This is a genomic window from Bacillus sp. RZ2MS9 (assembly GCF_001816185.2).
Lineage (GTDB): Bacteria > Bacillota > Bacilli > Bacillales > Bacillaceae_G > Bacillus_A > Bacillus_A cereus.
Genome location: NZ_CP049978.1, coordinates 218986 through 245000 on the forward strand (window position 1 = coordinate 218986; position 26015 = coordinate 245000).

Below are 26015 nucleotides of genomic sequence, written 5' to 3' on the forward strand. Positions count from 1 at the left end.
TTCACACAGCAATGGAATGGTAGCTGTTTTGAAAAAATGTTCTTCTATTTTTAAGTAAATAGGATTGGGGAGACAAAAGGTGAAAACATATATCATTCGTAGGTTCCTTCAAATGATCCCTACATTGTTTGGTACATCTATTATTATTTTTTTCTTATTTGCACTTTTGCCGGGAGATTATATTGATTCAAATCCAAAGTTAACACCAGAGAGAGCCCAAGAATTAAGGGAATTATACGGCTTAAACAAACCAATTATTGAAAGGTATTTTCATTGGTTAGTGAATGCTTTGCATGGTGATTTTGGGTTTTCTTTACAGTATCAAGAACCGGTAACTTCATTACTTAATAAATTCATTTGGAATACATTTATTGTTGCTGTTGCAGCTTTATTTTTCACGTGGATTATTGCTCTTATTATTGGGGTTATTTCTGCAACAAAGCAGCACTCTTGGTTTGATAGATTGGTAACAATCGGTGTCTTTGCAGCAATGTCATTTCCATCATTCTTTATCGGACTATTTTTAATTAAATTATTAGCAGTTGATTTAAAGTTATTACCTATTGGTGGCATGATTGATATTGGGAGTAACTCAACAGGGATAGCATACATATTAGAAGTATTACGTCACATGATTCTACCTGTATTTATTTTAACGCTTCTTGGTGTAGGATCGTTAACACGATATTTTAGAACCGGCATGTTGGATGTTATTAGACAAGATTATATTCGTACCGCTCGTGCAAAAGGTTTAAAAGAAAGAACCGTTATTTATAAACATGCATTGAAAAATGCAATTTTGCCAGCAATTACATTACTCGCTTTTGAATTACCGGGTTTATTTTCAGGAGCTATTATTATTGAACAGATTTTTAATTGGCCAGGGATTGGGAGTATTCAATTAGAAGCATTAAACTTCCGTGATTATACGGTATTAATGGCTTTTACAATGTTTCTTTCTTGTTTAACAATTATGGCTAATTTCTTAGCTGATATTGTATATGCGTTTGTTGATCCAAGAATTCGATTGAAGTAAGGGGGGAAAGATATGGAGACTATTACACCAATAATAGAGAAAAAGAAAGAACGGAAAAAGAGAAATGAATCATCACCATGGCGCCAAGCATATAAAAAAATCAAGAAAAATAAGATGGCACTGTGTGGTTTATACATTTTAATATTTATGTTTTTATTTAGTTTTATCGGTCCAATCTTTTCACCGTATGCAGATGGGAAAGTACAAGTAACACACATTAATAAACCGCCCAGCCTGTCACATTGGCTTGGAACAGACCAGTTGGGACGGGATATTTTAACTAGACTTATGCAAGCAGGGCGTATTTCATTAACAATTGGTTTAGCGTCGATGCTACTATCCGTTATACTAGGAGCTTTATTAGGAGCAATTGCTGGTTTTTATCGAGGGGTTGTGGATCATTTAATTATGCGTGTTGCGGATGTGTTAATGTCCATTCCGGGATTACCGCTACTTATTATAATGGGAGCAATTTTATCAGAATGGAAATTACCATCAGAATACCGTTTATATGTTGTAATGATTATTTTGAGTTTAGTAGGATGGCCAGGACTTGCTCGTCTTGTGAGAGGACAAATTTTAACATTGCGGGAGCAAGCCTTTATGCAAGCAGCAGATGTATTAGGATTAAAGGATTCTCGAAAAATTATTCATCATTTAATTCCTAATGTCTTTCCGCTGCTTATTGTTGTAGCAACTTTGGGCGTAGCTGGATCTATTTTAAGTGAGTCCGCACTAAGTTACTTAGGTCTCGGCGTAGTTCCACCTACACCGTCATGGGGGAATATGATTAGCGCAGCGAACTCATTAATTGATTTTCAAAAGCGTCCATGGTTATGGATCCCGCCTGGTTTCGCAATTTTTATAACAGTTGTATCCATTAATTTACTTGGTGATGCACTTCGTGATGCGTTAGATCCAAAGATGAGACGGTAGGTGAAGGAATATGAGTAAATCGGTAGTAGAGCTGAAAGATTTACAAACACACTTTCAGACAGAAGAAGGGACAGTAAAAGCTGTGAATCATGTTAGTTTTTCTGTTCGAGAAGGTGAAACTGTTTGTGTTGTAGGTGAATCAGGTTGCGGGAAAAGTGTAACAGCTTTATCCATTATGGGACTTATTGCTGAATCAGGTAGTGTAGTAGGCGGAGATATTTTATATGAAGGAAAAAGTCTTTTAGGAATGAAAGAGAAAGAGCTTCGTAGTTTACGAGGGAATGATATTGCGATGATTTTCCAAGAACCGATGACATCGCTAAATCCAGTCTTTACTGTAGGGGAACAAATTGTAGAGACGTTAAGGGAGCATGAATTACTTAGTAAAAATGAAGCATATAAGAAGGCAATTGAGTTAATTCGTAAAGTTGGCATAGCCCGCGCTGATGAAATCGTCCATTCTTATCCGCATGAACTGAGCGGTGGGATGTTACAACGTATTATGATTGCTGTTGCGCTTAGTTGTAATCCTAAGTTATTAATTGCCGATGAACCGACAACGGCTCTTGATGTTACGATTCAAGCTCAAATATTAGATTTATTAAGACAAGTAAAAGAGGAATTTAAAACATCCATTTTATTAATTACACATGATTTAGGCGTTGTAGCAGAAATGGCTGATTATGTTGTCGTTATGTATGGCGGGAAAGTTATTGAAGAAGCCCCAGTACTAGAGATATTCCAAAATCCAAAACATCCTTATACGAAAGGATTATTGAAATCAAAACCAGTAATGGGAAAACGAATAGATAAACTATATTCTATTCCAGGGCAAGTTCCGAATTTAGTTGGTTTAGGTGAGTTTTGTTACTTTAGTGGGCGTTGTGAGCATTGTATGGAAATATGTGAAAAAGAAGCCCCAAATCTAAATGTAAATGATGAAAATCATAAAGTAGCTTGTTGGTTATATGAGGAGCGTGCGGAACAATGAGTGAACCATTATTAGAGGTGAAAAACCTAAAGGCATATTTTCCAATTAAAGGCGGCATATTTAGTAGAACAATTGGGCATGTAAAAGCAGTTGATGGAGTAAGTTTTACTATTAATAAAGGTGAAGTGTTTGGTCTCGTTGGTGAATCAGGGAGCGGGAAAACAACAATAGGAAAAACAATTTTACGCCTCGTTCAAAAAACGGAGGGAGAAGTGAAGTTTAAAGGAAAAGATGTTCATTCTTTATCCAAGGATGAATTAAGAAAACATCGCCCTAATATGCAGCTCGTTTTCCAAGATCCATTTAGCTCATTAAATCCGAGAATGAGAATTGGAGAAGCGCTTGGAGAGCCAATGTTGGCCCACGGATTAGCAACGAAAGAAAATGTGCGTGAAAAGGTAATTGAAGTATTGGAGTTATGTGGATTAGCTCCTTATCATATTGACCGGTATCCCCATGAGTTTTCTGGTGGACAACGTCAGCGTATCGTAATCGCAAGAGCTATGGTATTAAATCCAGAATTCATTGTAGCTGATGAACCTGTAGCGGCACTAGATGTATCTATCCAAGCACAAATTATTAATTTATTTAGTGAGTTACAGGAGAAAAAGGGATTATCTTATTTATTCATTTCGCATGATTTAAGTGTAGTAGAACATTTATGTACGAAAATCGGAATTATGTATTTAGGTACGATTGTGGAGACAGCACCGCGTGATGAGTTATTTACCAATCCGCTACATCCTTATACGAAAGCATTGTTATCAGCTGTTCCAATACCAGATCCAACAGTGAAGCGAGAACGAATTATACTAGAAGGGGATATTCCAAGTCCAGCAAATCCACCTTCGGGCTGTCGTTTTCATACACGTTGCCCATTTGCAACGGATGTTTGTAAAAAAACAGTACCAGAATTCCGTAATGTTGGTGTAGAGCATTTTGTTGCTTGTCATCACGTATAAAAAAGGACTCTTTCAAATTGAAAGAGTCCTTTTTTTATTTACTAGATGAAGTTTGTTTCAATACAAATTGCTCGATTGCGTGAGCAACACCATGTTCATTGTTTGTTAGTGTTACAACATCACATAGCTTTTTTACATCTTCTTCAGCGTTGCCCATTGCAACAGATAAGCCCGCTACTTCTAACATCGGTACATCATTAAAATTATCACCAATAGCAACTGTATCTTCAATAGGGATATTAAAATGAGCTGCCATCTGCTGTATCCCGTTTCCTTTATGTCCATTCTTATCCATAATTTCTAAGTTAGTAGGAGCCGATGCTGTAACCATAATATCAGCATCCTCTTGTAATATACTTAATAGCTGTGCGCGATGCGCTGCATTAAACGTTAAAATGAAGAATTTAGATATTTCTAGTTCTTGGTTATTTACAACATCTTCTATTTTTTTGAAATCAGTAATTAGGTTCGATTTCTTTTGCTTTTCTGTAATTCGTTCAAGTTCCTCTAATGTAACATCAAGCGCATGCTTATTTTCTTCGAATGCTTGCATCACTTGATCTTGCCATGTATATGGAGAATAAACTCCTTTATTTGTATATAGCTTATATGGGAAACCTTCAGATTCTAGTAATTTTGCAAGTTTGTACACTTTGTCGTTTTGTATACAACGCGAGTTAATTACTTTTCCATCCACATAAACAATAGCCCCATTGCTTGCTCCGACTGGAAGAGATAATTTATATTCTTCCAATAGCTTTAAAGCATCCTCTTTCGCACGACCAGAACAGATCATTACAATATGACCGGCTTCTTGTGCAGTTTGGATTGCTTGTAGGTTTTCTTTGGAGATTTCAAGATTAGATGATAGTAGTGTACCATCCATATCTAATGCGATTAATTTCAAAATGACCACCTCTTTGTTTTTATTATACATAGTTATATAGAGGAAACATATAAACTTATCTTGGAAAGACGGTATTTTATCTCATATTAAAAGTAAGTAAAGATTAGATAGGTTTAGTGGCACTAAATAAACAATTTGTAACAAAAATAGAGAGGAATATGACTACATTTCACTTTATGACTGTAATGTTACACGAATGTTACAAACGTGAACTTAGTGAAAAATGCATTAAATAAAGGTTTTTGAGGGTTATTATAAAAAAACGTAAAAAAAGTGTAATAAATTTTACGTAATTATATTGCAACGTAATAATAGTTATGTTACATTAATGTTACAAACGTTACGTTATCGAATTTAATGTAACGTTAACATAAAAACTATGAAATAAACATTTCTTAGAAATTACATATAGATAACTTATAAAAAGGGAGGATAAATGATATGAAAGAGCAAGTATTACAAGTAACAAAAGGTGACTTCGTAGGATCAGCAAGTGGAGCAGTAGTATTAACAGCATTAATCGTATTTTTATCAAGCGTATTAGTATAATAGAAGTTTTGTAATAAAAGAAAAAGAGAGGAGAATGAAAGATATGAAAGAGCAAGTATTACAAGTAACAAAAGGTGACTTCGTAGGATCAGCAAGTGGAGCGGTAGTATTAACAGCGTTAATTGTATTTTTATCAAGCGTATTAGTATAATAGAAGTTTTGTAATAAAAGAAAAAGAGAGGAGAATGAAAGATATGAAAGAGCAAGTATTACAAGTAACAAAAGGTGACTTCGTAGGATCAGCAAGTGGAGCAGTAGTATTAACAGCGTTAATCGTATTTCTATCAAGCGTATTAGTATAATAGAAGCTTTGTAACAAAAGAAAAAGAGAGGAGAATGAAAGATATGAAAGAGCAAGTATTACAAGTAACAAAAGGTGACTTCGTAGGATCAGCAAGTGGAGCGGTAGTATTAACAGCATTAATCGTATTTTTATCAAGTGTATTAGTATAATAGAAGTTTTAAATTAAACAAAAAAGGAAGGAGAATGAGGGATATGAACAGTGAACAAGTGTTTCAAGTAACAAAAACAGATTTATTAGGATCCTTAGGTGGAGCGGTAATATTAACATCATTTATTCTATTCCTTGCAAATGTATTAGTATGAGATATATAAATACAATCATTCAAAAAAAATAAAGACTCTAACGTATTAGTAAGTAGTTAATATGTTGGAGTCTTTTTTATATTCTGCTTATATACCCTCAAGTATTAAAGTTACCTCATTATCCAGCATTCATGGCTAATTAAACGCTGCGGTTGAAACTTGATTCAACGAATAATCAAAAATCCACTGAATAAAATCCCGCTTTATTTCAAAGAGAAAAAAGTCGAATTTTATATGTAAGAAAAAAAGAGGAATTTGACAGAAAAGATAGAAAATTTTAAAGGTCAGAATTTGTTAGCTTGCTAACTAATTTCTATTAATTAATGTTGGAAGCGTTTTCGGTTGGTTTTAAGTATGGACCATTTAATCTATTTACAGGGGGATGAAGATATTATGAAACAAAAATCTATGGATACGCTAGCTGCACAAATGGAGGACTTTTTTCCAGTACGTGATGTAGATCATTTGGAATTTTACGTAGGGAATGCAAAGCAATCGAGTTATTATCTTGCGAGAGCGTTCGGATTCAAAATTGTAGCTTACTCTGGATTAGAAACTGGAAACCGTGAAAAGGTATCTTATGTTCTTGTGCAAAAAAATATGCGTTTCGTTGTGTCTGGGGCTTTAAGTAGTGAAAATCGTATTGCAGAGTTTGTAAAGACTCATGGTGATGGCGTGAAGGATGTGGCACTACTTGTTGATGATGTTGATAAAGCATACTCAGAAGCAGTGAAACGTGGTGCCGTCGCAATTGCTCCACCGCAGGAATTAACAGATGAGGACGGTACATTGAAAAAAGCAGTTATTGGTACGTATGGTGATACAATTCATACGCTTGTAGAGCGTAAAAATTATAAAGGGGCATTTATGCCAGGATTCCAAAAGGTAGAATTTAATATTCCATTTGAGGAGTCTGGTTTAATTGCTGTTGATCATGTAGTTGGTAATGTTGAAAAAATGGAAGAGTGGGTTAGTTATTACGAGAATGTTATGGGCTTTAAACAAATGATTCATTTTGATGATGACGATATTAGTACAGAGTATTCGGCGTTAATGTCAAAAGTTATGACGAATGGAAGTCGTATTAAGTTTCCTATTAACGAACCAGCAGACGGAAAGAGAAAGTCACAAATTCAAGAGTATCTAGAATTCTATAATGGAGCTGGTGTACAACATCTTGCTTTATTAACAAGTGATATTGTTAAAACAGTTGAAGCGCTTCGTGCAAATGGGGTGGAGTTTTTAGATACACCTGATACTTATTACGATGAGCTAACTGCACGAGTTGGAAAAATCGATGAAGAAATTGATAAGTTAAAAGAATTAAAGATCTTAGTAGATCGTGATGATGAAGGTTACTTACTACAAATCTTTACGAAACCAATTGTAGATCGTCCGACTTTATTTATTGAAATCATTCAACGTAAAGGTTCTCGTGGATTTGGTGAAGGAAACTTTAAAGCGTTATTCGAATCAATTGAAAGAGAACAAGAGCGTCGCGGAAACTTATAAGATTTGTATCCACCAGCAAAAGTCCCTTTGCTGGTGGAAATTTCATTTTTATAAGGAGGAATCAGGATGAAATTTGTTACATTTCGTCTTCCTTCAAAAGAACTACGGGCTGGATGGCTTGAAGGTGACAAAGTAATAGATATGAATCTTGCTAGTGAAGGGAAAATCCCTTCTTCTATGATGGATTTTTTAGAGAAAGCGGATGAGTATGTAGAAGTAGTGCGGAATATTAAGAATCCAAATAAGGGTATATATGCTTTAGAAGAAGTACAATTGACAGCTGCTCTTCCTAATCCGAGTAGTATTCGAGATTTTTACGCATTTGAACAACATGTAAAAACAGCTCGTGGACGAAGAGGATTAGATGTTGTGCCTGAATGGTATGATATTCCGGTTTTTTATTTTACTAATCATCGTGCTGTAATTGGTTCCGGTGATTTTGTAATTGGTCCGAAAAAGTCTAAACAGCTTGATTATGAGTTGGAGATTGCTTGCGTAATAGGAAGAGAAGGGCGAAATATTTCTCGAGAGCAAGCAGAGGAATATATTTTTGGTTATTGTATTATGAACGACTGGAGTGCGAGAGACTTACAAGCAACAGAAATGAAAGTAGGTCTCGGTCCAGCGAAAGGAAAAGACTTTGCAACTTCATTAGGAGCACATCTCGTTACGAAAGAGGAATTAGACGTTTATCGTAATGGTGATCGATATAATTTAGAAATGACTGCTCATGTAAATGGAAAACTATTATCAAAAGGAAACTTCCAAGATATTTACTATACATTTGCTGAAATGATTGAACGTGCTTCAGAGGACGTTACGTTATATCCAGGAGATGTGATTGGTTCTGGGACAGTAGGAACAGGATGTATTTTAGAACTGGGTACAGAAGAGTGGCTACAAGATGGAGATGTTGTAGAACTGTCGATTACTGGTTTAGGTACACTACGTAATACGATCAAAAAAGAAAAGGAAGCGGGTGATGGGCATGTTTTATCGTCACATGGGAGAACTACCTCATAAACGACATGTACAATTTCGTAAAAAAGATGGGTCGCTTTATCGTGAACAGGTAATGGGAACAAAAGGTTTTTCTGGTACGCAGTCTATTTTGTATCATCATTATATGCCAACAGAAGTAGGTCATTCTGCATTATCGCATTCTTGTCAGTTGCAGTATGAAGAGGATGTTGCTCTTTCTCATCGCCACTTTCGAACGAAAGAAAGTAAAAAAAGTGGTGATGCAATAAGTGGACGGAATTTCATACTTGGAAATGAAGATTTGTTAATTGGAGTAGTGAGTCCAACAGAAAAAATGGATTATTTCTATCGTAATGGTGATGGCGATGAAATGTTATTTGTTCATTATGGAACAGGGAAAATTGAAACGATGTTTGGAACGATTCACTATAGAAAAGGCGACTATGTAACGATTCCAATTGGAACGATTTATCGTGTTATTCCAGATGAAGGAGAGACTAAGTTTCTTGTTGTAGAGGCAAATAGCCAAATTACAACACCGCGTCGTTATCGAAATGAATACGGACAATTGTTAGAGCATAGTCCGTTTTGTGAAAGAGATATTCGTGGTCCAGAAAAATTAGAGACATATGATGAAAAAGGCGAGTTTGTCGTAATGACAAAATCAAGAGGCTATATGCATAAACATGTTTTAGGACACCACCCGTTAGATGTTGTTGGATGGGATGGCTATTTATATCCGTGGGTATTTAATGTAGAGGATTTTGAACCAATTACAGGGCGCATTCATCAGCCACCGCCAGTACATCAAACATTTGAAGGACATAATTTTGTTATTTGCTCTTTCGTACCACGTTTATACGATTATCATCCAGAGTCAATTCCAGCACCATATTATCATAGTAATGTTAATAGTGATGAAGTTCTTTACTATGTAGAAGGAAACTTTATGAGTCGCAAAGGTGTGGAAGAAGGTTCTATTACACTTCATCCGAGCGGGATTCCCCATGGGCCGCATCCGGGGAAAACAGAGGCAAGTATAGGGAAGAAAGAGACGCTTGAATTAGCTGTTATGATAGACACATTCCGTCCGCTTCGTATTGTAAAACAAGCACATGAAACAGAAGATGAAAAGTATATGTATAGCTGGATTGAACAAGGTTCATATACTGTGAAATAAGTAAAAAAGGCATGCTCTCAATAAGGGGGCATGCCTTTTTCACGGAATCGACATGTATAATAATACCAAAAAAATAATGGAAAGATATATAGAAAGAATAATAAGGATCGTGCATATTCAGAAGAATTTCTACTTGTTTCGACAAAAGTATTGACTAGGAAAAGCGTAATGAGTAAAATAAAAAAGCGAATTAAAAATTTTCAGAAAATTTAAAACTTGGAGGAGTGAAAGATGAAGCAAATTTTTCAAAAGAAGCCAATTGCAAAGTTAATGCATGAAAGTAAGCAAAAAACGTTAGCAAGAACATTGGGTGCGCTAGATTTAACTATGCTTGGAATCGGAGCAATTGTTGGAACTGGTATTTTTGTTCTAACGGGTGTTGTGGCAGCGAAACATTCTGGGCCAGCTATTATATTATCATTTGCGATTGCCGCGTTAGCTTGTGCCTTTGCTGCATTTTGTTATGCTGAATTTGCTTCTTCAGTTCCTGTCTCGGGCAGTGTGTATACGTATACATACGCGACGATGGGGGAAGTGTTCGCATTTTTAATTGGCTGGGACTTAATGCTTGAATATTTACTTGCTACATCTGCTGTAGCAAACGGTTGGTCTGCATATTTTCAATCTTTATTAAAGGGGTTTGGAATTCACATTCCGACTATTCTCTCCTCGGCTCCTGGTACAGGAAAGGGTGGAATAATTGATCTACCTGCAGTTCTAATTATTTTAGTGATGACAGTTCTTTTATCTAGGGGTGTTCGTGAAAGTGCACGAGTAAATAACATTATGGTATTTATTAAAATAGCAGTTGTTCTTATTTTTATCTTTGCTGGTTTTAATTATGTGAAACCTGAAAACTGGACGCCCTTTATGCCATTTGGTTTAGATGGTGTAATGGCTGGAGCGGCTACAGTATTCTTCGCATTTATAGGATTTGATGCAGTTTCAACAGCGGCAGAAGAAGTGAAACGTCCGCAACGTGATTTACCAATTGGTATTATTGCATCGTTATTAATTTGTACAGTTCTTTATATCGTTGTTTCGCTTATTTTGACAGGGATTGTTCCATACGGCCAGCTAAATATATCAGATCCAGTTGCTTTTGCACTTCAATTTATTGGACAAGATGGTTTAGCGGGGGTAATTTCAGTAGGAGCAATTACAGGAATTACAACAGTAATGCTAGTTATGATGTATGGGCAAGTTCGTGTTTCTTATGCGATGAGCCGAGATGGTTTACTGCCGAAGCGTCTTGCTAAAGTTCATCCGAAATTTAAAACGCCATTTTTAAATACATGGACAACGGGGATTATTGCGGCACTGATTTCAGGATTAATAGATTTAAATGTTTTAGCACATCTTGTAAATATGGGGACATTGTCAGCATTTGCACTTGTAGCTGTTGCGGTAATCGTAATGAGAAGAACTCATCCAGACTTACCAAGGGCATTTAAGGCTCCGCTTGTACCATTTTTACCAGCATTAACAGTGATTTTCTGTTTATACTTAATGCTTCAATTATCAGGGACAGCGTGGATTAGTTTTGGGATATGGATGGTTATTGGTATAGCGGTTTACTTCTTATATAGCCGAAAACATAGTGCTTTAAATAATAGTAAAAAAGAAGAAGATGTTGCAAATTTATAAGCGAAAAAATCCATTCTAATTCTGTTAGAATGGATTTTTTTATTTGAAAATTTACATTTTTCTGAACTTGTTATAAGATAATTGTTGGCTAACTAAAGGGGTGGAATGATGAAAAATACGTGGCGTGAGTTAAGGGAGATGGACCGTAACGTATGGATTCGATTTATTGGAGAGACGTTAAATGGAATTGCAATGATGATGTTAATGCCTTTTTTTGCATTATATTTAAAAGATAAGGTAGATTCGTTGTTGGAAGTTGGGGTTATTATGGCGCTTTCTCCAATTGCTGCAAGCTTTGGATCACTTATAGGAGGGAGAATTGCTGACATATATGGAAGAAAGCCTATTATGATATTTTCTATGGCAAGTAATGCATTATTAATGCTCGGTTTTCTATTTATAGAAGGATTTATTCCGTATGCAATTTTATCTATTTTTTTAGGGTTGAGTAATTCTTTATTTCATCCAGCTGCATCAGCTATGGTCGCGGATGTAACGGCACCAGAAAAAAGAACAGAGGCATATGGTTTATTACGAATGGGACACAATATAGGTGCTGCGATTGGTCCGATAATGGGAGCATCAGTAGTTGTGTTGTCAAAGAACCTTGTGTTTATTATTGCCTCTTCTACAATGCTATTTTATGCGTTACTTGTATTACTTCTTATTCAAGAGACTATGCCAAAGAGGATAGATAAGGAAGAACATAAAGAAAAGGAATCTGGGGCAGTTTGGAAAATTTTAATGCGAGATAAGGCATTAATGATTTACTTATTAGCAGGTATTATCATTTCGATGGGGTTTTCTCAAACGGAAGGCATGCTGCCACTACATTTTGATAATGAAATGAAGCGTATTTTTGGAACGAATAATCCATATCCATATTTAATGGCGTTAAACGGACTATTAGTTGTTTTATTCCAGTTTCAAATTTCAAAATGGGCTACGGACAAACCAGTCGGGAAGACGATGTTATATGGTGCATGTTTATTCGGGATTGGATTATTTTTTATAGGGTGGTTACCGAAGTGGTTTGGAGAATTTAATACAAATGCTACAATTATTTTAATAACACTACTGTTCGTTTATGCTATATATACGTTAGGTGAGATGATTATGTCGCCTGTACAGATGACATTTGTAGCAAATTTGGCCCCTGAGCATTTGAGAGGGACTTATATGGGAGCTGCAAGTTTGCAGTGGATTACAGGAAGCGCATTTGGTCCACTTTTGGGAGGTTTTTTATTAGATCGATTACTTGGTCACTTTCTATTTACAATTTTAGCTGTAGGATGTGTAGTTGCAGGTATTGTATATGTTTCTTTAGATCGCCTTGTGGAGCAAAGGCAAAAAGACACACTAACCAAACAATCTTCTTAGTGAATAGGTGATATACACAAAAAAGGGGATTTCTACATATTTTAGGTACATAACTAGATTAGATTGCCATTTTATTTTGTGTAGCTATATAGAAAATGAAATGAAAAACCAATAAGTGATGTTATTTAATTATTTATGGAAGTTACATTTTATTTCAAATAGGAACTACCTATTTTTATAAAAAGTGCTAAAATAGAAAAATGAAAACAATTGGTTAGGGTGATTTCATTGACGAAAATTAAATTAGGTTTATTATATGGTGGAAAATCAGCTGAGCATCAAGTTTCGCTACAGACGGCTCTTGCTGCTATTAAAGCGTTAAATCAAGATAAATTCGAGATTCATCCAATTTATATTACAGAACAAGGTCAATGGGTACGCGGTGAGCGTATTGAAGGCGAAGTAACAGATGTTGAAGCTTTAAAAATGAGCGGTGCAGAAAATGCGATTTCTCCGTTATCATTAAGTACAGAAATTATCCCATCTGCAGCTTCTGAGGAGAATGCTATTGACGTTATTTTCCCATTACTACATGGACCAAACGGTGAAGATGGAACGGTTCAAGGACTATTAGAATTAATGAATATCCCTTATGTAGGAAATGGTGTTCTAGCATCATCTGCTGGTATGGATAAAGTTGTTATGAAAAACATTTTTGCAGAGGCTGGTTTAAAACAAGCAAAATATGCATCCTTCATTCGTAGTGCATGGGAAAAAAATCGTGAGGAAGCTTATTCTAAAGTAGAAGATAAGTTAGGATATCCTTGCTTCGTAAAACCAGCGAACCTTGGTTCAAGTGTTGGTATTAATAAGTGTAAAAATCGTGAAGAACTTGAGGATGCATTTGTAGAGGCATTCCAATTTGATCGCAAAATTATTGTAGAAGAAAATATTGTAGGTCGTGAAGTAGAAGTTGGGGTACTAGGTAATGATGAGCCGAAATGTTCAGTTGTAGGTGAAATCGTTCCGAAAAAGGACTTCTATGATTATAAGTCGAAATATATCGATGGTGATACGGCGCTAATTATTCCAGCTGAAATGACAGAAGAAGAATCTAATGTAATTAAGCGTGATGCAATTATTGCATTCCAATCATTAGACGGTGCAGGTTTAACGCGAGCTGATTTCTTCTTAACGAAAGATGGAGAAGTGTATATTAACGAAGTAAACACAATGCCAGGATTTACACCGTTCAGTATGTTCCCTCTATTATGGCAACATACTGGGTTACCGTATCCAGAATTAATCGAAGAGCTAATTCGTTTAGCGATTGAACGTCACGAAGAAAAACAAAAAATTAAATATACAATCTAACAAAAAAGGAGGAAGCACTATTCGTAGGAATAGTGCTTCCTCTATGTAAGGAGCGTTTCTATATGATAAAGCGAATGTTAAAGCAAGTGGAACAGATGGTAAATGGTACTGGATTAGCAGAGCAATATGAGGGAATTACTATTCAAGGCGTGTCTATTGATACAAGAAAAATTGAAAAAGGAAACTTGTATGTTCCGATTCAAGGGGAGCGCTTTGATGGACATGCTTTTGTAGATAAAGCTGTTGAAAATGGAGCTGTGGCTACATTATGGATGAAAGATGTAGCGAATCCACCTGAGAATCTTCCGGTTATTTTTGTGGAAGACACGCTATCCGCATTGCAAATGTTAGCGAAAAACTATCGTGATCAATTGGATGTTAAAGTTGTAGGTGTAACGGGTAGTAACGGTAAAACATCTACGAAAGATATTGTAACAAGTCTTCTTGCGACTAAATTCAAAGTGCAAAAAACAGAAGGGAACTTCAATAACCATATCGGATTACCTCTTACCATTTTAAACTTAGAAGAAAATACAGAAGTAGCAGTATTAGAGATGGGTATGTCAAGCCGAGGCGAAATTGAATTCTTATCTAAGTTAGCTCGTCCTAATGCAGCTATCATTACGAATATTGGTGAGGCACATTTAATGGATTTAGGATCTCGTGAGGCAATTGCTGAAGCGAAATTAGAAATTGTTACAGGGTTACAAGAAGGTGGCGTGTTCGTATATAACGGGGATGAGCCTTTATTAACGAATCGTGTTCCTGAAATGAATTTAGCAACAGAAACGGTTACGTTTGGTGATGCAAGAGCAAACGATTATTATCCAACGACTGTAACATTACAAGCAACTGGGACACATTTCAAAATGAATAGAGATGAAAATATTTCATTCTACTTACCTGTGTTAGGAAAACATAATGTGTATAATACACTTGCTTCAATGGCAATTGCGAAACATTTTGGTGTAACGTGGGAAGAGATGAAAGAAGGTTTAGTAACACTTCAAATGACGGGCATGCGTATGGAAATTGTGAAAACAAATAGTGGTTTAACAATTATCAACGATGCTTATAATGCAAGTCCGACGGCTATGGAAGCAGCATTCCATTTAATGAATGGTTTAGATGGTTTTGCTAAAAAAATCGTTGTGCTCGGTGATATGTTAGAACTTGGAGATCAAGAAGTACAGTTCCATTATGAGGTAGGAAAATTAATCGATCCAGCAAAAATCTCGCATGTATTCACATACGGTAGATTAGGGGCTCAAATTGCTGAAGGAGCGAAAATTAATTTCCCTAATGAACGTGTAAAGGCGTATGATAATAAAGAAGAGTTAGTAAAAGATTTACAAGCAGTAGTCGATGTGAAAGATGTTGTATTAATAAAAGCATCTCGCGGTATGAAATTAGAAGAAGTAATTACGATGTTGAAATAATTGGTGTATATAAATAGGGATGATAGTTACGAAAATAGAAGAAACTTATAATAAGCGCTTACAGTAAATATAAAAAAATAAAAGTGAAGAAAAAAACTCTGAATATGAAAATAAGGTAACAGTTGGGTTTGCTTTTTACACATACAAAACTTATAATTGATAAAGTGTAATAACGTTTAGAAGTATTTTCGTGAAGAATATACGCCCGTTTATATACGTGAGCATTCAGGAAAAGGGCTTTTCCGCAAATTCGGAAAACGCCTTTTTTTAAATGATAAGTATAGGATAGAAAAGGAGAAGTAACATTGACAACATTTCGAGAATTAGGATTAAGTGATTCTTTACTGCAATCTGTTGAAAGTATGGGCTTTGAAGAGGCTACACCAATTCAAGCTGAAACAATTCCACATGCATTGCAAGGTAAAGATATTATTGGGCAAGCGCAAACAGGTACAGGGAAAACAGCAGCATTCGGATTACCACTATTAGATAAAGTGGATACACATAAAGAATCGGTTCAAGGTATTGTTATCGCGCCAACGCGTGAATTAGCAATTCAAGTTGGAGAAGAATTATACAAAATTGGTAAGCATAAACGTGTTCGCATTTTACCAATTTATGGTGGTCAAGATATTAACCGCCAAATTCGTGCTCTAAAAAAACACCCACACATTATTGTTGGTACGCCGGGTCGTATTTTAGATCATATTAACCGTAAAACACTTCGTCTGCAAAACGTAGAGACAGTTGTTCTTGACGAAGCGGATGAAATGTTAAACATGGGCTTCATTGAAGACATTGAAGCAATTTTAACAGATGTGCCAGAAACACATCAAACATTACTATTCTCAGCGACAATGCCGGATCCAATCCGCCGTATTGCTGAGCGTTTCATGACTGAGCCTCAACACATTAAAGTAAAAGCAAAAGAAGTAACAATGCCAAACATTCAGCAGTTCTATTTAGAAGTGCAAGAAAAGAAAAAGTTTGACGTGTTAACACGCTTATTAGATATTCAATCTCCAGAGCTTGCAATCGTATTCGGTCGTACAAAGCGTCGTGTTGATGAATTATCAGAAGCATTAAACTTACGTGGTTATGCTGCAGAAGGTATTCACGGTGATTTAACTCAGGCGAAACGTATGTCTGTATTACGTAAATTTAAAGAAGGTTCTATTGAAGTTCTTGTTGCAACAGACGTTGCTGCGCGTGGTCTTGATATTTCAGGCGTAACGCACGTATATAACTTCGATATTCCGCAAGATCCAGAATCATACGTTCACCGTATCGGTCGTACTGGTCGTGCAGGTAAAAAAGGTATTGCAATGCTATTTGTAACACCACGTGAATCAGGACAATTAAAAAATATCGAGCGTACAACAAAACGTAAAATGGACCGTATGGATGCACCGACACTTGACGAGGCATTAGAAGGTCAACAACGTTTAATCGCTGAAAAGCTTCAAAGCACAATTGAAAATGAAAACTTAGCATACTACAAGCGTATTGCAGAAGAAATGTTAGAAGAAAATGACTCTGTAACAGTAGTAGCTGCTGCTTTAAAAATGATGACTAAAGAGCCGGATACAACTCCGATCGCTTTAACATCAGAACCACCTGTTGTTTCAAGAGGCGGCGGTTCTAAAAAACGCGGCGGTAACGGAGGCGGATACCGTGATGGTAACCGTAATCGTAGTCGTGATGCACGCGGCGGTGGCGATGGACGTAATCGTGACCGTAACCGTGATGGACGTAATCGTGACGGTAACCGTGATCGCAATCGTGATGGTAACCGCGATCGTAATCGTGATGGTGGTAGTCGTGGTCGTAGAGGTGAAGGCCAAGGTCGCCCTGGTTCTTCAAATGGACGCGGCGAAAGAAAACATCATAGCCGTCCACAAGCTTAATAAAAAAAAGAGAATGCCCTTTGCGGGCATTCTCTTTTTTTATTTCTATAATTGTGCATACTACATAATAGTTATGATAGAAAAGGGGCTGTTATATGCTTGTAAGGCTTGGTTACGTTGCGATGAGTGTACATTTGAAGAATGCATCTCCATCTCAAACGATGACGTATGCACAGTTTCAGAAATTAGATGATCGTGCTGCTGCAATTCGTAAACTTGAAAGAATTGCTAATTCCAATTTAGAAAATTGTTTACGTTTATTAAAGCATAATAAAGGGCATGACATATCTTTCTTTCGGCTCAGTTCAAAGCTCATTCCTTTAGCGAATCATGAGGAATTGCTAGAGTGGAACTATATTCGTCCTTTAAAAGAAAATTTAAAAAAACTAGGTGAATATGCAGTTCATATGAATATGAGAATTGATTTCCATCCAGATCATTTTGTTGTACTAAATTCACCTGAGGAGAGTGTTTTTAAACAATCTGTAAAAACATTGCAGATGCACAAAAAATTATTAAAAGGTATGGGGATTGAACATAAGCAACGATGTGTACTGCATGTCGGAGGAGGATATAAAGATAAAGAACTTGCATTAGAGCGCTTTATAGAGAATTGGTCGAATGTCCCAAGGGGTATTCAAGAAATGATTATATTAGAAAATGATGATACAACCTTTACGTTAGAGGAAACATTATATTTAGGAGAAAAATTAGATATTCCCGTCGTATTTGACTTACATCACCATATGATGAATAATGAGCAAGAAGATTGGTATGAAGATTGGGCACGTGTCGTTCATACGTGGGAAACGTCTTTGTTGCCGGTTAAAATGCATATCTCTAGCCCTAGAGAGGGAAAAGATCCAAGAGCTCATGCAGATTATATTAATGTAGAGGCATTTTTATCTTTTTTAAGAAGGATAAAGGGAAGTGTTCCGCAAATTGATTGTATGATTGAGGCGAAGATGAAGGATGAGTCTTTATTTCAATTAATGAGAGATTTAAGTGAACAAGTAGATGTAGAAATTATCGATGGTGCAAGCTTTTATATTAAATAAGCTTTGCACCATCGTTTTTTTTGGTTAAAAAAGGGGTTAAAATGCCACCGGTTATTAAACCTGTTAAATGACTGATCGGATTGGCAGAAGGGTTAAAGAAAGTAAATAGCAGTAATAGAAGAATCATAATTGAGAAAATGGCAATTTCTTTTGGTTTTGAAGAGCGGTATCGATTGTACAATAAAAATAACTGTGCACCTAATAGTCCGAAAATACCACCTGATGCACCTGCGTGAATATATTCAAGCGGCATAATAATATAAGAAGAAATATTTCCAGAAATTCCAGAGAGAAAAAATAGAATAAAAAAAGAAAAGTGTCCGAGTTGCTTTTCGATAGAAGAACCAAGAGCGAACAAAAAAATACTATTAGAAAGAAAATGTTGTAAGTCTACGTGTACGAGAAGAGAAGTTATGACACGCCACCATTCTCCTTTAGCGATATATTCATTAGAGGCTGCCAGTGGTAAGAGAAAAAAGTCGCCTAATATCATCATGACTAAATGAATAAGAAGTAAGGTAAGAATAGTCGGTTGTAAAGAAATATGAGTGGATCTTATTAGCATACGGTTACTTTCACCCCTTTTGCATCAGAAAGATTCTCTGTTATTCTTATCAATATGAAAGAAGAAAGTTAAATAGAAGAAGGGGATTTCGAAATGATTATAGGGATTGGTATCGATATTATTGAATTAAATCGTATTGAAAAAATGCTAGATGGAAAGCTTAAATTTATGGAACGTATTTTAACGGAAAATGAACGTAATGTTGCTATGGAGCTGAAAGGAAGTCGCCTTACAGAGTTTGTAGCTGGAAGGTTTGCAGCGAAAGAGGCGTATTCAAAAGCTGTAGGTACTGGTATCGGAAAAGAAGTGAGTTTTTTAGATATTGAAGTGAAAAATGATGAAAGAGGTAAGCCAATTCTGTTTACAAGTACAGAGTATATTGTTCATTTATCAATTAGTCATAGTAAGGAATTTGCTGTTGCTCAAGTTGTTTTAGAAAGCTCGTCACGCTAGTCTGCATATTTTATATCTTTGTCTCATATATTTGAGGTAGCGATAAGGAAGGTACATCTTCCATTCATTTATAGGGGCAAAGGGGCTGAATTGATGAAAAGGCGTCTGTTTTTAGTTCTTGTCGGTTTGTTGACCGTTTTTGTGTTGGCGGGTTGTGTGGAAAAGAAGCAAGATGATGTCGTGAGAGATTTAGAATCAAAAGTAAAAGGGATGAAAAGTTATCAAGCTGAGGCAAAATTATCTATTAAAACAGGCAATGAGCCTCAAGAGTATAACGTAGAGATTTGGCATAAGGAACCGTCTTTTTATCGTGTGAATTTAAAGAATGCAAAAAAAGATCAGAGCCAAATTATTTTGAGAAATGAAGAAGGTGTATTTGTATTAACGCCAGCACTTAATAAGAGCTTCCGTTTTCAAAGTGATTGGCCGCAAAATAGTAGCCAGGCTTATTTATATGAATCACTTGTAAGAGATATTTTGCAGGACAAGAAAAACCTTACTTTTGAGAAAACAGATAAGTATTATATTTTTAAAACAAAAACAAACTATCAACATCAAAATATGTTGCCGAGACAAGAGATTACATTGAATAAGAGCGACTTGACTCCAGTTTCAGTGAAGTTAATGGATAATGATCAAAATGTTCTTGTGAAAGTAGATTTCTCTAAAGTGAAATTCGATGCGAAATTTGATAAAGGTGCATTTGATACGAAACAAAATATGTCTAGAGCACAGGTAGATGTTCAAACAACAGCGAAAGAAGACAAACCGTTTGCTATTTTGTATCCACTTGATACACCACAAGGTATGACTCTGCAAGATGAAAAAGAGTTGAAGACAGACAGTGGCAAGCGTGCGATACTCACATACACTGGAAATAAGAAATCCTTTACTTTAATACAAGAAAAGGCAAAAGTTGCAGAGGCGTCATCAGCGGTAAGTGTAAGTGGAGAACCAGTTGATCTTGGGTTTACGATTGGTGCATTAACGAAAGACTCTGTAACGTGGTCGCATAACGGAGTAGAATATATGCTCGTGTCTAAAGGTTTAGAGCCGAAGGAGCTGTTAATGGTTGCTCGTTCAGTTACAGCGAAGCAGGTGAAGTAAACTTCTTAGACGTGGTGATATATGTGCACCACGTCTTTTCTTAGTTTGAAGGTGGATTTCATAAAAGAAGCATATAAAAGAATAAGCTTCGCATATCGTGTATAAGGAAGTGTATTTATGGAAGAAGCACCATTTTACCGTGACACTTGGGTGGAAGTGGATTTAGATGCCATTTATAACAACGTTACACATATTAAAGAGTTCATCCCAAGTAATGTAGAGATTTTTGCTGTAGTTAAAGCAAACGCATATGGGCACGATTATGTACCGGTGGCTAAAACGGCATTAGAAGCAGGTGCAACAAGGTTAGCTGTTGCTTTTTTAGATGAAGCTTTAGTGCTTCGGAGGGCTGGTATTACTGAACCGATTTTAGTGTTAGGTCCCTCGCCGCCGCGTGATGTAAATGTAGCTGCTGAAAATGATGTAGCGCTAACTGTTTTTCAAAAAGAATGGGTGGAAGAAGCAATTAAACTTTGGGATGGTTCATCTGTAATGAAATTCCATATTAACTTTGATAGTGGTATGGGGAGAATTGGAATACGTGAAAGAAAAGAGCTAAAAGAATTTTTAAAGAGTTTAGAGGGTGCACCGTTTTTAGAGTTAGAAGGAGTATACACGCATTTTGCAACGGCAGATGAGGTTGAGACTTCGTATTTTGATAAGCAATATAACACGTTCTTGGAGCAGTTAAGTTGGTTGAAAGAATTCGGAGTGGATCCTAAGTTTGTTCATACAGCTAATAGTGCTGCGACGTTACGTTTTCAAGGGATTACATTTAATGCAGTGCGAATTGGGATTGCAATGTATGGATTATCTCCTTCTGTAGAAATACGTCCTTTTTTACCATTTGAATTAGAACCGGCGCTATCACTTCATACGAAAGTCGCTCATATTAAACAGGTAATTAAAGGTGATGGAATTAGTTATAACGTCACCTATCGAACGAAAACTGAAGAATGGATTGCGACTGTAGCGATTGGCTATGCAGATGGGTGGCTTAGAAGGTTACAAGGATTTGAAGTGCTTATAAATGGTAAAAGGGTACCGATTGTAGGGCGAGTAACAATGGATCAGTTCATGATTCATCTTCCTTGTGAAGTGCCACTTGGTACGAAAGTTACGCTTATTGGAAGGCAAGGAGATGAGTATATTAGCGCTACAGAGGTTGCGGAATACTCAGGGACTATTAATTATGAAATTATTGCAACGATCAGTTTCCGTGTGCCAAGAATATTTATACGGAATGGTAAGGTTGTAGAGATAATTAATTACTTGAACAATATATAGAAGGTAGTATGATTGCTTCTTGTCATTGGAGTGACTGTTCATTGCTGGATAATAAGCTCTTTTTGATGAGAAGCTTTTTACTTATAATCATTTTTTATATAAGTTGCACGTAAGTTTTGAAGAGGGGTTCTATTGTTTTGAGTTAGTTATGAGATAAAAAATTTAAGAAGATGAATGTTTTGTTTGTGAATTGGAAAACATAAGCAAGGAATAAGGAAGTCTTTGCAACAGGCTCCATACAATGGTATTATTACAATAGGTGTCATATATATATTTGGGTGTGTAGTTGACGGTGGAGGTGTATTTTTGTGTCCGAATCAAGTGTAACTACTGAAATCGTGGTTCGGTTGCCAAAGCAAATGGTAACGGAATTGGACGGAATTGGAAAACAAGAGAATAAGAATCGCCATGAACTAATTTGCCAGGCAACACAATTGTTATTGCGTCAACATAAGACGAAGAAACGCTACCAACATGAATCAATGCGACGTGGGTACATTGAAATGGGAAAAATTAATCTTGGTATTGCATCTGAAGCTTTCTTAGCAGAGTATGAAGCAGCTCATACAGTAGAACGCTTAGTTAGCGGGGGGTAATATTTTGATTGTAAAACGCGGCGACGTGTATTTTGCAGACCTTTCCCCAGTTGTTGGTTCTGAGCAAGGAGGCGTTCGTCCGGTTCTTGTCATTCAAAATGACATCGGAAATCGTTTTAGTCCAACGGTGATTGTAGCGGCTATTACTGCACAGATTCAAAAAGCGAAATTACCCACTCATGTGGAAATTGATGCGAAAAAGTATGGTTTTGAGAGAGATTCTGTTATTTTACTTGAGCAGATTCGAACAATCGATAAGCAACGCTTAACGGACAAAATCACTCATTTGGATGAAGTGATGATGAGTCGTGTAGATGAAGCGTTACAAATTAGTTTAGGACTAATAGATTTTTAAATCGGCAGTTTAAGTTGCTCTCTTTGAAGGGCAACTTTTTTTATTATAGAGGAGGTTACGGTTGTATATGGAAATGGTAGATAATCGACAAGCGTTAATGAAAATGTTAGTGAAAGAATTAGGCTTTACCGAAAAGCAAGTTCGTCATGTTATTCAATTAACAGAAGAAGGTAACACAGTTCCATTTATTGCTCGTTACCGAAAAGAATGGACAGGCTCTTTAGATGAGGTGCAAATTCGTACGATTTTAGAGAGATGGCAATATATGATGCAACTTGAAGATAGGAAGGAAGAAGTTCTTCGTCTTATTGATGAGAAGGGGAAACTGACAGAAGAGCTACGACAGCAAATTGTTAAAGCTACAAAGTTGCAAGAAGTAGAAGATCTATATCGTCCATATAAAGAGAAAAGAAGAACGAAAGCGACAATCGCTAAAGAAAGAGGATTAGAACCATTAGCTGAATGGTTATTGTTATATAAGAAAGAAGATCCGGCTAAAAAGGCAGTGGAATTTATTAATGTAGAGAAAGAAGTGCAATCTGCAGAAGAAGCTTTACAAGGTGCACAAGACATTATTGCAGAAATGGTTTCAGATGAAGCTGCGTATCGTAGTTGGATTCGAAATGTTACTTTTAGAAAAGGTGTTATGTCTTCGTCCGTGAAAGATGAAGAAAAAGATGAAAAGAATATATATGAAATGTATTACAGTTATGAAGAACCATTGCAAAAAGTAGTACCACATCGTGTATTAGCAATGAATCGTGGCGAGAAAGAAGATATATTGAGAGTTGCTGTTGTTCCGCCAGTAGATGAGATAGTAACTTTCTTAAATAAGAAAGTAATTCGTGATAACGATTCGAAAAGTGCACATTATGTACAATTAGCGATTGAAGATGGTTATAAACGATTAATTCAATCTTCAATCGAAAGAGAAATTCGTAAAGAATTAACAGAAACAGCTGAAGAACAAGCGATACATATTTTCTCTGAGAACTTACGTAACTTATTATTACAACCTCCGATGAAAGGGAAAGTCGTGCTAGCGGTAGATCCGGCATATAGAACTGGTTGTAAATTGTCTGTAGTAGATGATACGGGGAAAGTACTACATATCGATGTTATTTATCCGCATCCACCTGTTCGTAAATATGATGATGCAAAAACGAAAGTTCTTTCTATTATAGATAAATATCAAGTTGAAATGATTGCAATTGGTAACGGGACAGCATCTAGAGAAACAGAAGAGTTTATAGTAGATGTATTACAAAGTGTGAACCGAGATGTCTTTTATATTATTGTAAATGAAGCGGGTGCTAGTGTATATTCAGCTTCTGATTTAGCTCGTGAGGAATTCCCAAATTTACAAGTTGAAGAGAGAAGTGCCGTTTCTATTGGAAGACGTCTGCAAGATCCACTTGCTGAACTTGTGAAAATTGATCCTAAATCAGTTGGGGTTGGACAATACCAACATGATGTATCTCAAAAGAGACTGAATGAGTCATTAACATTTGTAGTAGAAACAGCTGTTAACCAAGTTGGGGTTAATGTAAATACGGCTTCGGTTGCATTGTTACAATATGTTTCAGGTTTATCGAAAACTGTTGCGAAAAATATTGTGGCAAAGAGAGAAGAAGATGGGAAATTCACAAAGCGCACGGAATTAAAGAAAATCCCGCGTTTAGGTGCAAAGACGTATGAACAATGTATAGGTTTCTTACGTATACTAGAAGGAGCGAATCCATTAGATCGAACAGGTATTCATCCAGAGCAATATAAAAATGTTGAATTGTTATTGAAGAGTCTAGGGTTATCGATAGATGACGTAGGACAACCGCAATTACAAAAGAGATTGGAAGAAGTAGAGATTTCTAAGTTATCTCAAGAAACAGGAGTTGGGGAGCCGACGTTAGTTGATATTATAGATGCGCTTATTAGTCCAGAAAGAGATATGAGGGATGAGTTGCCTAAACCACTTCTGAAAAAAGGGATTTTGAAATTAGAAGATTTAAAACGTGGTATGGAACTAGAAGGAACAGTTCGTAACGTTGTTGATTTTGGTGCTTTTGTTGATGTTGGCGTAAAGCAAGATGGTTTAGTACATATTTCTAAACTTAGCAAACAGTTTGTAAAGCATCCGTTAGATGTTGTGTCAGTAGGGCAAATTGTAAAAGTATGGGTAGATGATATTGATACAAAAAAAGGACGCGTTGCACTATCTATGTTGCCGATTGAATAGTAAGAGAAGAGAGCAGACGAAACTGCTCTTTTTTTATGGAATAAAAAGTGTAATGGATTATGAGCTTTGATGTATTTTGCTATAATAAAACCAGCATTCATTTAATAATTTAATTTGATACCGGTTTTTTTCGAAATATGCACGTTGCATTTGTTTTTTTAGCCACGTAGGCATAGGAATCCCTCCTTGTTTAATCCTGCTCTCAAAAATCTAAAATGCTATTGATGAGAGGTTGGTGAGTGGATTTCTATTCATGTTTTGTTTTTAGAAACCACGTTTCTTACATGAGGATGGGTATATGTACTATTTAATATATGTATAAGAAGGGAGAAAAGTGTAAAAATATTTTTTTGTTTAGGAGGAATGAGAGTGGATGAGCAAGAAATTCAGCGACTAGTGGAAGAAGTGTCACTACAATACTTTGAGGTACCGTTCTTACATAAAGCAGTGTTTAATAATAGATTACGTACAACTGGTGGGCGTTATTTATTGAAGAGTCATAATATCGAACTGAATTATCGATATTACGAAGTGTATGGTGAAGAAGAGTTAGTCGGGATTATTAAACATGAGCTTTGTCATTATCACTTACATATTGCAGGAAGAGGGTATAAGCACAGGGACAGGGAATTTCGTGAGTTGTTAAAGAAAGTTGATGCACCACGTTTTTGTAAACAAATGATTAATGAAGAGAAGGAAAAAAAGATTTATAAGTATGAATGTATGGAGTGTTCACTTCAATATGTAAGAAGGCGTCAAATAAATACAAAAAGATATGTCTGTGGAAAGTGTAAAGGGAAACTCAAACCGATATCGAAAACATCTTGACAGTAAAAACGCAATCCAGTATATTATAAACATGTCACGTTTGAACAAGATGTTGTTAAAAACTTCTTGACTTACAGAGAGAATTTTTATAAGATACAAATTGTCTTCATTATTCCGCAGTAGCTCAGTGGTAGAGCTATCGGCTGTTAACCGATCGGTCGTAGGTTCGAGTCCTACCTGCG

General features: G+C 36.1%; 28 protein-coding genes and 1 tRNA gene (1 of these 29 running past the window's edge). 26 read left to right on the forward strand and 3 right to left on the reverse strand.

Annotation, left to right across the window (positions count from 1 at the left end; genetic code table 11):
* The first annotated feature begins 79 nt into the window (after nt 1-79).
* From BHV55_RS01245 to BHV55_RS01260, 4 genes are read left to right on the forward strand one after another with little or no spacing between them, the layout of a single operon-like run.
* On the forward strand, nt 80-1036 hold the full coding sequence (locus BHV55_RS01245) for an ABC transporter permease (protein ID WP_000860691.1): 957 nt from the start codon (nt 80-82) through the stop codon (nt 1034-1036).
* 12 nt (nt 1037-1048) lie between these two features.
* On the forward strand, nt 1049-1972 hold the full coding sequence (gene opp4C / locus BHV55_RS01250; RefSeq protein ID WP_000447955.1) for an oligopeptide ABC transporter permease: 924 nt from the start codon (nt 1049-1051) through the stop codon (nt 1970-1972).
* A 10-nt stretch (nt 1973-1982) separates the two neighbouring features.
* Nucleotides 1983-2963, forward strand: coding sequence for an ABC transporter ATP-binding protein (locus BHV55_RS01255; protein WP_000047277.1), 981 nt, complete (start codon nt 1983-1985; stop codon nt 2961-2963).
* Nucleotides 2960-3925: an ABC transporter ATP-binding protein gene (locus BHV55_RS01260; RefSeq protein WP_070757058.1), complete on the forward strand. Its 966-nt coding sequence runs from the start codon at nt 2960-2962 to the stop codon at nt 3923-3925. Before BHV55_RS01255 ends, BHV55_RS01260 begins: the two co-directional genes overlap by 4 nt.
* Before the next feature lie 34 nt (nt 3926-3959).
* On the opposite strand, the gene BHV55_RS01265 is transcribed toward BHV55_RS01260, so the two are convergent.
* Entirely contained in the window at nt 3960-4832 is an 873-nt protein-coding gene (locus BHV55_RS01265; RefSeq protein ID WP_000766421.1) for a Cof-type HAD-IIB family hydrolase, read from the reverse strand.
* Nucleotides 4833-5273: 441 nt separating this feature from the next.
* Here BHV55_RS01265 and BHV55_RS01270 point away from each other — a divergent pair, with 441 nt between their 5' ends.
* From BHV55_RS01270 to uvsE, 14 genes are all read left to right on the forward strand, one after another.
* Nucleotides 5274-5381, forward strand: a complete 108-nt coding sequence (locus tag BHV55_RS01270) for a DUF3948 family protein (protein ID WP_000664237.1) — start codon at nt 5274-5276, stop codon at nt 5379-5381.
* 34 nt (nt 5382-5415) lie between these two features.
* Nucleotides 5416-5532 carry a DUF3948 family protein gene (locus BHV55_RS01275; RefSeq protein WP_000654250.1) on the forward strand — a complete coding sequence of 39 codons (117 nt, stop codon included), beginning with the start codon at nt 5416-5418 and terminating at the stop codon, nt 5530-5532.
* A 34-nt stretch (nt 5533-5566) separates the two neighbouring features.
* Complete coding sequence (locus BHV55_RS01280) at nt 5567-5683, forward strand: DUF3948 family protein (protein ID WP_000654250.1); 117 nt, start codon at nt 5567-5569, stop codon at nt 5681-5683.
* Between the two features lie 34 nt (nt 5684-5717).
* Complete coding sequence (locus BHV55_RS01285) at nt 5718-5834, forward strand: DUF3948 family protein (RefSeq protein ID WP_000654250.1); 117 nt, start codon at nt 5718-5720, stop codon at nt 5832-5834.
* A 43-nt stretch (nt 5835-5877) separates the two neighbouring features.
* Nucleotides 5878-5988, forward strand: coding sequence for a DUF3948 family protein (locus BHV55_RS01290; protein ID WP_001083690.1), 111 nt, complete (start codon nt 5878-5880; stop codon nt 5986-5988).
* 393 nt (nt 5989-6381) lie between these two features.
* Complete coding sequence (gene hppD, locus BHV55_RS01295) at nt 6382-7500, forward strand: 4-hydroxyphenylpyruvate dioxygenase (RefSeq protein ID WP_000810922.1); 1119 nt, start codon at nt 6382-6384, stop codon at nt 7498-7500.
* 66 nt (nt 7501-7566) lie between these two features.
* Entirely contained in the window at nt 7567-8523 is a 957-nt protein-coding gene (locus tag BHV55_RS01300) for a fumarylacetoacetate hydrolase family protein (protein WP_000674008.1), read from the forward strand.
* The gene (locus tag BHV55_RS01305) at nt 8489-9661 is read left to right on the forward strand and encodes a homogentisate 1,2-dioxygenase (protein WP_033690194.1); all 1173 of its coding nucleotides are present in this window, start codon (nt 8489-8491) and stop codon (nt 9659-9661) included. Before BHV55_RS01300 ends, BHV55_RS01305 begins: the two co-directional genes overlap by 35 nt.
* Before the next feature lie 231 nt (nt 9662-9892).
* Entirely contained in the window at nt 9893-11308 is a 1416-nt protein-coding gene (gene bcaP, locus BHV55_RS01310; protein WP_000809349.1) for a branched-chain amino acid transporter BcaP, read from the forward strand.
* Between the two features lie 108 nt (nt 11309-11416).
* Nucleotides 11417-12688, forward strand: coding sequence for an MDR family MFS transporter (locus tag BHV55_RS01315; RefSeq protein WP_000799714.1), 1272 nt, complete (start codon nt 11417-11419; stop codon nt 12686-12688).
* A gap of 228 nt (nt 12689-12916) precedes the next feature.
* On the forward strand, nt 12917-14002 hold the full coding sequence (locus tag BHV55_RS01320) for a D-alanine--D-alanine ligase (protein WP_000161427.1): 1086 nt from the start codon (nt 12917-12919) through the stop codon (nt 14000-14002).
* Nucleotides 14003-14064: 62 nt separating this feature from the next.
* Nucleotides 14065-15441 (forward strand): UDP-N-acetylmuramoyl-tripeptide--D-alanyl-D-alanine ligase, encoded by a 1377-nt coding sequence (murF, locus tag BHV55_RS01325; RefSeq protein ID WP_000595963.1) that lies wholly within the window; start codon nt 14065-14067, stop codon nt 15439-15441.
* A 305-nt stretch (nt 15442-15746) separates the two neighbouring features.
* Complete coding sequence (gene cshA / locus BHV55_RS01330; protein WP_000206585.1) at nt 15747-17348, forward strand: degradosome RNA helicase CshA; 1602 nt, start codon at nt 15747-15749, stop codon at nt 17346-17348.
* 95 nt (nt 17349-17443) lie between these two features.
* Nucleotides 17444-18406 (forward strand): UV DNA damage repair endonuclease UvsE, encoded by a 963-nt coding sequence (uvsE, locus tag BHV55_RS01335; RefSeq protein ID WP_000961161.1) that lies wholly within the window; start codon nt 17444-17446, stop codon nt 18404-18406.
* Here the strand turns inward: uvsE and BHV55_RS01340 are convergent.
* Nucleotides 18399-18971, reverse strand: coding sequence for a rhomboid family intramembrane serine protease (locus BHV55_RS01340; protein ID WP_000908523.1), 573 nt, complete (start codon nt 18969-18971; stop codon nt 18399-18401). The genes uvsE and BHV55_RS01340 overlap by 8 nt on opposite strands.
* Before the next feature lie 93 nt (nt 18972-19064).
* Between BHV55_RS01340 and acpS the strand changes: the two genes are divergently transcribed.
* The 6 genes from acpS to BHV55_RS01370 all read left to right on the forward strand — a co-directional run bounded on the left by acpS (nt 19065) and on the right by BHV55_RS01370 (nt 25005).
* Nucleotides 19065-19424, forward strand: a complete 360-nt coding sequence (gene acpS / locus BHV55_RS01345; protein WP_070757059.1) for a holo-ACP synthase — start codon at nt 19065-19067, stop codon at nt 19422-19424.
* Nucleotides 19425-19580: 156 nt separating this feature from the next.
* Complete coding sequence (locus BHV55_RS01350) at nt 19581-20531, forward strand: LolA family protein (RefSeq protein WP_002004297.1); 951 nt, start codon at nt 19581-19583, stop codon at nt 20529-20531.
* A gap of 117 nt (nt 20532-20648) precedes the next feature.
* Nucleotides 20649-21818: an alanine racemase gene (alr, locus tag BHV55_RS01355; RefSeq protein ID WP_000390617.1), complete on the forward strand. Its 1170-nt coding sequence runs from the start codon at nt 20649-20651 to the stop codon at nt 21816-21818.
* A 308-nt stretch (nt 21819-22126) separates the two neighbouring features.
* A complete protein-coding gene (locus BHV55_RS01360; RefSeq protein ID WP_000004570.1) occupies nt 22127-22414 on the forward strand; it encodes an antitoxin EndoAI in 288 nt (95 codons plus the stop codon).
* 4 nt (nt 22415-22418) lie between these two features.
* Nucleotides 22419-22769 (forward strand): type II toxin-antitoxin system endoribonuclease NdoA, encoded by a 351-nt coding sequence (gene ndoA / locus BHV55_RS01365; protein WP_000635965.1) that lies wholly within the window; start codon nt 22419-22421, stop codon nt 22767-22769.
* A 67-nt stretch (nt 22770-22836) separates the two neighbouring features.
* Nucleotides 22837-25005, forward strand: a complete 2169-nt coding sequence (locus BHV55_RS01370) for a Tex family protein (protein WP_000426241.1) — start codon at nt 22837-22839, stop codon at nt 25003-25005.
* Nucleotides 25006-25062: 57 nt separating this feature from the next.
* Here the strand turns inward: BHV55_RS01370 and cmpA are convergent, their stop codons facing one another.
* Entirely contained in the window at nt 25063-25179 is a 117-nt protein-coding gene (gene cmpA / locus BHV55_RS01375) for a cortex morphogenetic protein CmpA (RefSeq protein ID WP_001143642.1), read from the reverse strand.
* A 195-nt stretch (nt 25180-25374) separates the two neighbouring features.
* On the opposite strand from cmpA, the gene BHV55_RS01380 reads away from it, so the two are divergent.
* Nucleotides 25375-25833 (forward strand): SprT family protein, encoded by a 459-nt coding sequence (locus tag BHV55_RS01380; RefSeq protein WP_000344242.1) that lies wholly within the window; start codon nt 25375-25377, stop codon nt 25831-25833.
* A 113-nt stretch (nt 25834-25946) separates the two neighbouring features.
* A tRNA-Asn gene (locus BHV55_RS01385) sits at nt 25947-26015 on the forward strand; it runs 6 nt beyond the window's last position.